This is a genomic window from Gordonia westfalica (assembly GCF_900105725.1).
Lineage (GTDB): Bacteria > Actinomycetota > Actinomycetes > Mycobacteriales > Mycobacteriaceae > Gordonia > Gordonia westfalica.
Genome location: NZ_FNLM01000005.1, coordinates 16,204 through 25,677, shown reverse-complemented (window position 1 = coordinate 25,677; position 9,474 = coordinate 16,204). Strand labels below are relative to the sequence as shown.

Annotated in this window: 21 protein-coding genes; 14 read left to right on the top strand and 7 right to left on the bottom strand. The window is 63.5% G+C overall.

All coding sequences use genetic code 11. From position 1 onward, the window contains the following. Window positions 1-20: 20 nt before the first annotated feature. The 7 genes from BLU62_RS00710 to BLU62_RS00685 all read right to left on the bottom strand — a co-directional run bounded on the left by BLU62_RS00710 (window position 21) and on the right by BLU62_RS00685 (window position 2,967). Window positions 21-266, bottom strand: a complete 246-nt coding sequence (locus tag BLU62_RS00710) for a hypothetical protein (RefSeq protein WP_074847843.1) — start codon at window positions 264-266, stop codon at window positions 21-23. Between the two features lie 23 nt (window positions 267-289). Further along, the gene (locus BLU62_RS00705; RefSeq protein WP_074847939.1) at window positions 290-679 is read right to left on the bottom strand and encodes a hypothetical protein; all 390 of its coding nucleotides are present in this window, start codon (window positions 677-679) and stop codon (window positions 290-292) included. Between the two features lie 159 nt (window positions 680-838). Next, entirely contained in the window at window positions 839-1,117 is a 279-nt protein-coding gene (locus BLU62_RS34635; RefSeq protein WP_074847937.1) for a helix-turn-helix domain-containing protein, read from the bottom strand. Next, window positions 1,056-1,286 carry a hypothetical protein gene (locus tag BLU62_RS32060; RefSeq protein WP_074847850.1) on the bottom strand — a complete coding sequence of 77 codons (231 nt, stop codon included), beginning with the start codon at window positions 1,284-1,286 and terminating at the stop codon, window positions 1,056-1,058. Before BLU62_RS32060 ends, BLU62_RS34635 begins: the two co-directional genes overlap by 62 nt. After that, window positions 1,283-1,510 carry a hypothetical protein gene (locus BLU62_RS00695; protein WP_074847847.1) on the bottom strand — a complete coding sequence of 76 codons (228 nt, stop codon included), beginning with the start codon at window positions 1,508-1,510 and terminating at the stop codon, window positions 1,283-1,285. Before BLU62_RS00695 ends, BLU62_RS32060 begins: the two co-directional genes overlap by 4 nt. Further along, a complete protein-coding gene (locus BLU62_RS00690; protein WP_425284521.1) occupies window positions 1,507-2,052 on the bottom strand; it encodes a DUF7304 family protein in 546 nt (181 codons plus the stop codon). Before BLU62_RS00690 ends, BLU62_RS00695 begins: the two co-directional genes overlap by 4 nt. A gap of 3 nt (window positions 2,053-2,055) precedes the next feature. Next, on the bottom strand, window positions 2,056-2,967 hold the full coding sequence (locus tag BLU62_RS00685) for a hypothetical protein (protein WP_244278006.1): 912 nt from the start codon (window positions 2,965-2,967) through the stop codon (window positions 2,056-2,058). Between the two features lie 832 nt (window positions 2,968-3,799). Here BLU62_RS00685 and BLU62_RS00675 point away from each other — a divergent pair. The 14 genes from BLU62_RS00675 (at window position 3,800) to BLU62_RS00620 (ending at window position 9,059) form a co-directional block, all read left to right on the top strand. Continuing rightward, window positions 3,800-4,033: a hypothetical protein gene (locus tag BLU62_RS00675; protein WP_139179910.1), complete on the top strand. Its 234-nt coding sequence runs from the start codon at window positions 3,800-3,802 to the stop codon at window positions 4,031-4,033. A gap of 4 nt (window positions 4,034-4,037) precedes the next feature. Then, window positions 4,038-4,583 (top strand): hypothetical protein, encoded by a 546-nt coding sequence (locus BLU62_RS00670; protein WP_139179909.1) that lies wholly within the window; start codon window positions 4,038-4,040, stop codon window positions 4,581-4,583. A 3-nt stretch (window positions 4,584-4,586) separates the two neighbouring features. Further along, the gene (locus BLU62_RS00665; protein WP_244278006.1) at window positions 4,587-5,498 is read left to right on the top strand and encodes a hypothetical protein; all 912 of its coding nucleotides are present in this window, start codon (window positions 4,587-4,589) and stop codon (window positions 5,496-5,498) included. A gap of 3 nt (window positions 5,499-5,501) precedes the next feature. Then, window positions 5,502-6,047, top strand: a complete 546-nt coding sequence (locus BLU62_RS00660; protein ID WP_425284521.1) for a DUF7304 family protein — start codon at window positions 5,502-5,504, stop codon at window positions 6,045-6,047. Further along, the gene (locus tag BLU62_RS00655; protein WP_074847847.1) at window positions 6,044-6,271 is read left to right on the top strand and encodes a hypothetical protein; all 228 of its coding nucleotides are present in this window, start codon (window positions 6,044-6,046) and stop codon (window positions 6,269-6,271) included. The genes BLU62_RS00660 and BLU62_RS00655 overlap by 4 nt, the downstream gene beginning before the upstream one ends. Beyond that, window positions 6,268-6,498: a hypothetical protein gene (locus BLU62_RS00650; RefSeq protein WP_074847850.1), complete on the top strand. Its 231-nt coding sequence runs from the start codon at window positions 6,268-6,270 to the stop codon at window positions 6,496-6,498. The genes BLU62_RS00655 and BLU62_RS00650 overlap by 4 nt, the downstream gene beginning before the upstream one ends. Then, a complete protein-coding gene (locus BLU62_RS00645; RefSeq protein WP_074847852.1) occupies window positions 6,495-6,716 on the top strand; it encodes a helix-turn-helix domain-containing protein in 222 nt (73 codons plus the stop codon). Before BLU62_RS00650 ends, BLU62_RS00645 begins: the two co-directional genes overlap by 4 nt. Beyond that, entirely contained in the window at window positions 6,713-6,880 is a 168-nt protein-coding gene (locus BLU62_RS32685; protein ID WP_159441495.1) for a hypothetical protein, read from the top strand. The genes BLU62_RS00645 and BLU62_RS32685 overlap by 4 nt, the downstream gene beginning before the upstream one ends. Then, the gene (locus tag BLU62_RS00640; protein ID WP_074847845.1) at window positions 6,877-7,125 is read left to right on the top strand and encodes a hypothetical protein; all 249 of its coding nucleotides are present in this window, start codon (window positions 6,877-6,879) and stop codon (window positions 7,123-7,125) included. The genes BLU62_RS32685 and BLU62_RS00640 overlap by 4 nt, the downstream gene beginning before the upstream one ends. Further along, window positions 7,122-7,304 carry a hypothetical protein gene (locus BLU62_RS32055; RefSeq protein ID WP_139179899.1) on the top strand — a complete coding sequence of 61 codons (183 nt, stop codon included), beginning with the start codon at window positions 7,122-7,124 and terminating at the stop codon, window positions 7,302-7,304. Before BLU62_RS00640 ends, BLU62_RS32055 begins: the two co-directional genes overlap by 4 nt. Continuing rightward, a complete protein-coding gene (locus BLU62_RS00635) occupies window positions 7,291-7,536 on the top strand; it encodes a hypothetical protein (RefSeq protein WP_074847843.1) in 246 nt (81 codons plus the stop codon). Before BLU62_RS32055 ends, BLU62_RS00635 begins: the two co-directional genes overlap by 14 nt. Next, complete coding sequence (locus BLU62_RS00630) at window positions 7,533-8,249, top strand: DNA-methyltransferase (RefSeq protein WP_074847841.1); 717 nt, start codon at window positions 7,533-7,535, stop codon at window positions 8,247-8,249. The genes BLU62_RS00635 and BLU62_RS00630 overlap by 4 nt, the downstream gene beginning before the upstream one ends. After that, a complete protein-coding gene (locus tag BLU62_RS00625; protein WP_074847839.1) occupies window positions 8,246-8,455 on the top strand; it encodes a hypothetical protein in 210 nt (69 codons plus the stop codon). The genes BLU62_RS00630 and BLU62_RS00625 overlap by 4 nt, the downstream gene beginning before the upstream one ends. Before the next feature lie 166 nt (window positions 8,456-8,621). Then, window positions 8,622-9,059 (top strand): hypothetical protein, encoded by a 438-nt coding sequence (locus BLU62_RS00620; protein WP_074847837.1) that lies wholly within the window; start codon window positions 8,622-8,624, stop codon window positions 9,057-9,059. Window positions 9,060-9,474: the final 415 nt, after the last annotated feature.

Genomic DNA, 9,474 nt, shown 5'->3' with positions numbered 1-9,474 from the left:
GTCGTCCTGGTAGTAGATGCTCATGGCTGGGCCTCCTGCGCTGCGAGGAACACCAGCACGTGATCGCGGGTGATCCATGGCGACGATTGCGGCTCCACCTTCAACACCCGACGCCCGTAGAAGTCGGTGAGGACCGCGCTACACCCGGCAGCCGAAACCTGCATCGAGGACATGAAGCCGTGCGTGAATGCCTCGGAAGCGAGGTCGGCTTCCACCTCCACGATGTCGCGTGCCGTCCGAAACGCCTGCATGTCAACGACGCTCACGGGTCACCTCCACCGCGCACGGCTCACACACCGTCACGTTCTTCCCCGCCCGCCCATCCGGGAACACCAGGTATTCGCGGACGTAGCCGATCAATGTGCCTACGGGGTAGTCGGTGCGGCATTTGGGGCACCAGCCGGCATAGCGGGCTTCCACTGCACCGCTGCTCACTGGTCGACCCCTCGTCTTCGATGTCGTAGGAGCGCTGGAGGATTGAAAGCAGCGCGTACTCGACCGACTTCGAGTCCTGCTTGGCTGCGTAGTGCGCTATCTCTGCACGCAGCCAGAGGAGTTGCGCCTCCTTGCGCTGGTAGTACTTGTCGAGCTGGTTCTGGGTGTGTTGTGCGTCGGCGATCTGCTGCTGCACGATCGCGCCATACAGCTCGGACCCGAAGATGGTTTCGGCCCCGCTCACTGGTCGACCTCCTGGGTGGGCATGCAGAACCCGACCACCGTCATCAGCAACAGGACCGCGACGATCACGAACGCCACCAGTTCTTCCGGTCCGAGAGGTGGGAGGATCGCCCACACCCCAACACAAGACACGCATACGCGGGAACCCAGATCGCGGCCTTCACGACGCCGCCCTCTCACCCGGAGCCGGCTGCGGCAGCGAGTTCCGCCACCGCACACACTCTTCGTGGTCGATAAAGTACTTGCCGCCCCCCTCACGCAAGGTTCGGAACAGGATTCGCCCCTCGACATACTCGCGGCGAAGGGTCTTCTCGGAGACTCCCAGGATTTGGGCGGCCTCCTTCAGGGTGTACTGAAGGGCTGAAGGTTTCTGTCGTTCATGACGCCTCCAAGGTTCTGGTGGGGATGGGGGTTCGCTTGAGCAGGGTGAGCAGCGCATCGATGTGCTGCCACAGTTGCGGGCGGGTGAGTTCGATGGCGTCGTCCTCACCCGGCGGAAAGATCACGAAGACGGGTTCCCCTGTGGCGGGAATGGTCGTGACGTGATGGGTACCCGTCAAGCCGTCGATGGGGATGGGCGGAACCTCATGCAGCGGAAGATCACTCATGCCGCACCGCCGATGATGCGTTGCAGGACGATCCGCCCCGACGGAGTCAGATCACCGTGGGCCACCAGATCATTGAGGGCAGTGCGCAGCCGACTCGACTTGAGTGCTTCGCGTGCGGCCAACACCATCCAGTACTCCGGCGACTCCTCCGGGTCGAACGGGCGTAGCGGAGACGACTGCTCCCACGCCTTACGCGCAGCCTCCACAGCAGGATCGGTGCTCATGCCGCACCGCCGATACGGTCCAGGTGGGAATCGTCCGGCCCAGGCCACACAATCCGCGACGACCGCTCCACAACCGCTGTCGCACCATACGATTCGATGAGCTTGGCCCTAGACTTCGCGGAGGACAACGACTTGTACTCGCGCTTAGTGGACGGCCAGTGGAAGCGTCGACTCCCGAACTGCGCGATATACCCCGGATCGGGGTCCCACCCCTCGGGTTCCCAGTCAGGGTTGGGGTACCCGAACTCCTCACCGGTGTCGTCGGTGTAGAAGGTCAGTGCCCCTTCGGGATAGCTCGTGATCGCAACTCGGTAGAGGTAGTAGCCGCCGCTGGGCTCACGCCAGTCCGGATCGGCCTCCTGCATTGCTCTGTACACGTCGCGTAGCTCGGCGAGCGTGAGAACCACTTCACCCCGGCCGGACGGGGACTCAACCGACAGGTACGCCAGGTCGAGGCCGCTCACCTCACCGAGCGATACGTGGACCTTCCTGTTTTCATCTGCTACTACAGGGACTGGATCTGCGTAGTGCGAGAAGGACATGAGTCAGACCGCCTCGGGGAAGGACTCGCGCGTCCAGGCCCCGCCTCTGGGCATCTGCAGCTTGGACGTGTTCCCACCACGGCGCCAGTGGTTCCAGGCCATCACGAAGTAACCAATGAGATCACGGTCGCTGACGTTGACTTTGCCTTCGCGGATACGATCGAGTCGGTCACGCAGGGCGAGAATGGGATTGCCGGACTGGAGCCCGGCGCCTGAGTAGAGTCCTTCGCTGAACTCGCGAGCCGCTTCGCCGTCGATCAGTCGGAACTGCAGCAGCACTGCAAGGGTCACGCTGGGTCGGCACTTGACGCGCCGGAGACGCTGACTGGCAAGGTCCTGAAGGATGGCCATCTCGACCGGGTGCTCGGCGGCCCAGGCGACTACCTCCGGGTTGCTGATCTTGCTTGCGACCTTCTGATCGCCGAAGAACGCCATACGCTGCCACTCCAGGTAGACCCGGATGCCGCCTGCGACGATCCTCGAATCAGTCGAACCAAGAAGCCCTTCGAGGACCAGTTGGTCGCCGGCCGTCCGGGTTGTCCCTTGATCCATCGTGCTTTGTGTGTCTGCGGGGAGCCCGCGTACAACCAGGAAAGGAATGGCCGGAAAGTTGTCGTCCATCCGGGCGAGTGCAGTCAGCCGGTGCTGCCCATCGAGGAGGACATCATCGATCGACCACTTGATGGCTTCTCCGTTGTACTTCCAGCGTCCGGAAGTCATCTCGGCCATGAGACGCACTACCTGTGACTCTTTGATCGGTCGGTTGTGTGTGTTCTTCGCGAGTACACGACGCGCCATCGCCGGGTCGACGAAGATGGTCGACGCCGACGGCTTCTGCGGTGTCACACCGACGGACGCGAGATGCTGGCTCTTACGGTGGAAGTCGCCTTCGGAAGTTTTCTGCCAGTTCGACATGGGCTATCCTTCTAGTTGTGTGATGACGCTGTTGAGTGCGTCGCGGACGCGGATCAGATCGCTGAGGTTGGACGCCTTGATCTGGTCCTTGTTCCTTTTCAGGCGGTCGTCGGCGGCGAGCCGGTTGACCGATTCGACAGCGCGCTTCAGGTTGAAAGTCGCGGAGTCGAAAGCATCTGTGATGGGCCGACGCTTCGGCGTGGCCGGTTGTGCCGGTGCGGGGGTCGGCGTGGGAGCGTTGAGTTCAGCGAGGGCGGCATCGGTGAAGCCGGGGGCGATCTCGACCGGCTCGGCCTCAACCTCGGCATCGATGTCGGGTTCCGGATCGATCCGGCGGCTGCCGATCTCGCTACGGATCGCCGCCGCGGTCGGCCTACCCCGGTGGCCTCGTTGACCTTCGCCATAACATCCACGGCTTCAGCGGGGTCAAGGCCTGTCAGCTCCCGCGCCTGCCCCTCATTGGCCGGAAGTGCCGGTGTGTCACCAATTGGTGACGTCGCCATCTCCAGGGCGGCTTCCATGCCGTCAACAACGGTCGCCGCACTCATGAGGTCATAGGCCCGCTTACGGCTAAGGTTCCACCGGCTCTGGCAGTACACTCGAACGACGCATACTCGTGCGATAAAGGCGATCGTCACGGATCTTCGCCAGGGCGCGGCCTATCTCGATGAACGACTCGAGACTCGCTCGATGACAGACTCTTGCTCTCGAGGTATCTCTCAGCTGAGTGCACGCGGTGCGGCGAAGCTCGGGTGTCATGGGGGGGGAGGGGGCAGTGGAGGGGGGCGGGGGGGGGGGGGCGGGGGGGGGGACCAGTAGAGGGAGTGAACCGATGAGCTACCCGAGCTATCTGCCCGGCGAGCCGGTCGCCGCTGCCGATCAGTTGTCAGCACTGAGAGATGACCTCGAGCAGCAAGAGTCTGTCATCGAGCGAGGTCTCGAGTCGTTCATCGAGATAGGCCGCGCCCTGGCGAAGATCCGTGACGATCGCCTTTATCGGCACGAGTATGCGTCGTTCGAGGTGTACTGCCAGAGCCGGTGGAACCTTAGCCGTAAGCGGCTATGACCTCATGAGTGCGGCGACCGTTGTTGACGGCATGGAAGCCGCCCTGGAGATGGCGACGTCACCAATTGGTGACACACCGGCACTTCCGGCCAATGAGGGGCAGGCGCGGGAGCTGACAGGCCTTGACCCCGCTGAAGCCGTGGATGTTATGGCGAAGGTCAACGAGGCCACCGGGGGTAGGCCGACCGCGGCGGCGATCCGTAGCGAGATCGGCAGCCGCCGGATCGATCCGGAACCCGACATCGATGCCGAGGTTGAGGCCGAGCCGGTCGAGATCGCCCCCGGCTTCACCGATGCCGCCCTCGCTGAACTCAACGCTCCCACGCCGACCCCCGCACCGGCACAACCGGCCACGCCGAAGCGTCGGCCCATCACAGATGCTTTCGACTCCGCGACTTTCAACCTGAAGCGCGCTGTCGAATCGGTCAACCGGCTCGCCGCCGACGACCGCCTGAAAAGGAACAAGGACCAGATCAAGGCGTCCAACCTCAGCGATCTGATCCGCGTCCGCGACGCACTCAACAGCGTCATCACACAACTAGAAGGATAGCCCATGTCGAACTGGCAGAAAACTTCCGAAGGCGACTTCCACCGTAAGAGCCAGCATCTCGCGTCCGTCGGTGTGACACCGCAGAAGCCGTCGGCGTCGACCATCTTCGTCGACCCGGCGATGGCGCGTCGTGTACTCGCGAAGAACACACACAACCGACCGATCAAAGAGTCACAGGTAGTGCGTCTCATGGCCGAGATGACTTCCGGACGCTGGAAGTACAACGGAGAAGCCATCAAGTGGTCGATCGATGATGTCCTCCTCGATGGGCAGCACCGGCTGACTGCACTCGCCCGGATGGACGACAACTTTCCGGCCATTCCTTTCCTGGTTGTACGCGGGCTCCCCGCAGACACACAAAGCACGATGGATCAAGGGACAACCCGGACGGCCGGCGACCAACTGGTCCTCGAAGGGCTTCTTGGTTCGACTGATTCGAGGATCGTCGCAGGCGGCATCCGGGTCTACCTGGAGTGGCAGCGTATGGCGTTCTTCGGCGATCAGAAGGTCGCAAGCAAGATCAGCAACCCGGAGGTAGTCGCCTGGGCCGCCGAGCACCCGGTCGAGATGGCCATCCTTCAGGACCTTGCCAGTCAGCGTCTCCGGCGCGTCAAGTGCCGACCCAGCGTGACCCTTGCAGTGCTGCTGCAGTTCCGACTGATCGACGGCGAAGCGGCTCGCGAGTTCAGCGAAGGACTCTACTCAGGCGCCGGGCTCCAGTCCGGCAATCCCATTCTCGCCCTGCGTGACCGACTCGATCGTATCCGCGAAGGCAAAGTCAACGTCAGCGACCGTGATCTCATTGGTTACTTCGTGATGGCCTGGAACCACTGGCGCCGTGGTGGGAACACGTCCAAGCTGCAGATGCCCAGAGGCGGGGCCTGGACGCGCGAGTCCTTCCCCGAGGCGGTCTGACTCATGTCCTTCTCGCACTACGCAGATCCAGTCCCTGTAGTAGCAGATGAAAACAGGAAGGTCCACGTATCGCTCGGTGAGGTGAGCGGCCTCGACCTGGCGTACCTGTCGGTTGAGTCCCCGTCCGGCCGGGGTGAAGTGGTTCTCACGCTCGCCGAGCTACGCGACGTGTACAGAGCAATGCAGGAGGCCGATCCGGACTGGCGTGAGCCCAGCGGCGGCTACTACCTCTACCGAGTTGCGATCACGAGCTATCCCGAAGGGGCACTGACCTTCTACACCGACGACACCGGTGAGGAGTTCGGGTACCCCAACCCTGACTGGGAACCCGAGGGGTGGGACCCCGATCCGGGGTATATCGCGCAGTTCGGGAGTCGACGCTTCCACTGGCCGTCCACTAAGCGCGAGTACAAGTCGTTGTCCTCCGCGAAGTCTAGGGCCAAGCTCATCGAATCGTATGGTGCGACAGCGGTTGTGGAGCGGTCGTCGCGGATTGTGTGGCCTGGGCCGGACGATTCCCACCTGGACCGTATCGGCGGTGCGGCATGAGCACCGATCCTGCTGTGGAGGCTGCGCGTAAGGCGTGGGAGCAGTCGTCTCCGCTACGCCCGTTCGACCCGGAGGAGTCGCCGGAGTACTGGATGGTGTTGGCCGCACGCGAAGCACTCAAGTCGAGTCGGCTGCGCACTGCCCTCAATGATCTGGTGGCCCACGGTGATCTGACTCCGTCGGGGCGGATCGTCCTGCAACGCATCATCGGCGGTGCGGCATGAGTGATCTTCCGCTGCATGAGGTTCCGCCCATCCCCATCGACGGCTTGACGGGTACCCATCACGTCACGACCATTCCCGCCACAGGGGAACCCGTCTTCGTGATCTTTCCGCCGGGTGAGGACGACGCCATCGAACTCACCCGCCCGCAACTGTGGCAGCACATCGATGCGCTGCTCACCCTGCTCAAGCGAACCCCCATCCCCACCAGAACCTTGGAGGCGTCATGAACGACAGAAACCTTCAGCCCCTTCAGTACACCCTGAAGGAGGCCGCCCAAATCCTGGGAGTCTCCGAGAAGACCCTTCGCCGCGAGTATGTCGAGGGGCGAATCCTGTTCCGAACCTTGCGTGAGGGGGGCGGCAAGTACTTTATCGACCACGAAGAGTGTGTGCGGTGGCGGAACTCGCTGCCGCAGCCGGCTCCGGGTGAGAGGGCGGCGTCGTGAAGGCCGCGATCTGGGTTCCCGCGTATGCGTGTCTTGTGTTGGGGGTGTGGGCGATCCTCCCACCTCTCGGACCGGAAGAACTGGTGGCGTTCGTGATCGTCGCGGTCCTGTTGCTGATGACGGTGGTCGGGTTCTGCATGCCCACCCAGGAGGTCGACCAGTGAGCGGGGCCGAAACCATCTTCGGGTCCGAGCTGTATGGCGCGATCGTGCAGCAGCAGATCGCCGACGCACAACACACCCAGAACCAGCTCGACAAGTACTACCAGCGCAAGGAGGCGCAACTCCTCTGGCTGCGTGCAGAGATAGCGCACTACGCAGCCAAGCAGGACTCGAAGTCGGTCGAGTACGCGCTGCTTTCAATCCTCCAGCGCTCCTACGACATCGAAGACGAGGGGGTCGACCAGTGAGCAGCGGTGCAGTGGAAGCCCGCTATGCCGGCTGGTGCCCCAAATGCCGCACCGACTACCCCGTAGGCACATTGATCGGCTACGTCCGCGAATACCTGGTGTTCCCGGATGGGCGGGCGGGGAAGAACGTGACGGTGTGTGAGCCGTGCGCGGTGGAGGTGACCCGTGAGCGTCGTTGACATGCAGGCGTTTCGGACGGCACGCGACATCGTGGAGGTGGAAGCCGACCTCGCTTCCGAGGCATTCACGCACGGCTTCATGTCCTCGATGCAGGTTTCGGCTGCCGGGTGTAGCGCGGTCCTCACCGACTTCTACGGGCGTCGGGTGTTGAAGGTGGAGCCGCAATCGTCGCCATGGATCACCCGCGATCACGTGCTGGTGTTCCTCGCAGCGCAGGAGGCCCAGCCATGAGCATCTACTACCAGGACGACCTGGTCACCCTCTACCACGGCGACTGCCGAGAGGTCATGGCAGACATGGCAGATCGGTCGGTCGATGTGGTGATCACGGATCCGCCGTACACCGAACGCACACACGGAATGGCAAAGACGAACAGGGGTGCTGGTCATGGCATAAAGGCCGTCACGTTCGCGGCGATCTCTGACGCTGACCTGCGGGCCGTACTCGCCGAGTGTGGGCGGGTCTCGGCGAGTTGGGTGGTCACGTCGCTTGATTACGCGCACGCTTTCGCCTTCGACCAGGGTCCGCCGGTCGGGTTGCGCTCGCTGCGCATCGGTGTCTGGGTGAAGCCCAACCCGATGCCGCAGATCAGTGCCGACCGTCCCGGGCAAGGCTGGGAAGCGATTTCATTTCTACACCGCGCCGACACCAAACCGGCCTGGAACGGGGGTGGCAAGGCTGGCGTGTGGACGTACCCCGTCGTGCAGAACACCGGTCACCCGACGGCGAAACCGCTGCCAATGGTGGAGGACTGGGTGCGCCTGTTCACGAACGCCTCGGAAACGGTGTTCGACCCGTTCGCCGGTTCGGGCACCACGTTGATTGCTGCGGCGAACGAAAACCGTAAGGCGGTCGGTGTCGAGCTTGAGGAGCGTTACTGCGAGCTGATTGCGAAACGCCTCAGTAATCAGACGATGGCTCTCGACTTCGGGGATGCGTCATGAGTGCCGCGGAGCACCGCCAGATCGACGGTGTCGACATGTGGGTGCAACACCTCCCAGACCTCCACCTGTTTTGGGCGTGGGTGAACGGACGCACCGAGTTCGTCACCTGGCCCGACGCCGACCACCCCCAGGCCCCCGTTGATCGTGCAGGCCTGGTGGCTGAGCGGCTGTTCGAGTTGGTGGCGAGAGCGAAGGCGGCGGCGTGAGGTTCATGTCGAACCGCACCCATGCTGCCGGCGGGTTCCGGTGGCGCGGCCCCCAATACCCCTACGACCTACCCGGACCTGGAGATGTTCTCCCGGACGACCCGGTCGAGCCGGAAGAACTGTTCCCCAATCCTGCCTACGGGCAACAAGACCCATGGAGACAACAATGACCGAAGACATTAGCCAGGACGAACTGTTCCGGCTCACAGGGCGTGATGTCGTCCTGTGCCCGGAGTGCGGCCACGGCATCGACCCGCACGGCACCGATCCGGGGGGTGCGTGCGGGGTCGGCAAGTGCGAATGCATGATGTCGCCCAACGGCATCGCCTACGCCCTGATCAATCCGGAAGTCACCCCGGCGCAGAAGCACTACGCCGAAGCGGAGAGGATGCTCGCGTTCATCGAGCACGACCGCAACCTCACGACCACCCAGCACTCGGAGGTCGCAGCGCGCGCCCAGGTGCACGCCACCCTCGCGCAGGCCGCTTCACTGCGGGAGGTTCTGGAATCCCGCGCCACCACCCGGTACCACGTCACGGTCCAGGATGAGGGCGAGTTCCGCCGACGCAGCAGCCGTCTCGGATCTTTCGGTGGTGCGCTGTGAACTCTGTGAGACAGCTTCCCAGCAGCGGTTCGTGGTCTGACCGCTACCGCACGATGCTCGACATCGCCGTGTGGTGTGGCGGCATGATCGTCCGCCCCAAACCCCACCAACTCCAGCTACGGGTGGATGGTGTGACTGCCCTTCGGGGGATTGGATCAAGGCTGACGGCAACGGGTTCGAGGTCATCCCTCCAGGGCGGGAGCAGACCTCTGATGCCCGACTACAAAGGCCCCCTCGACTACGTCGATGTCGCGACCCGAATTGTTGAGTTCCGCAACCAGCACCCCACCGCGCCCTCCGGCGTGCGTAGGCGGGGGGGGCGGCTTTCGCTCAGCCGTCGCACTGCGGAGAGGTCGGTGCGTCGCGCCCTGGGGGGTGCGACTCGAGAGCGAGCCGTTGCGGCTCAGAGCGCTGC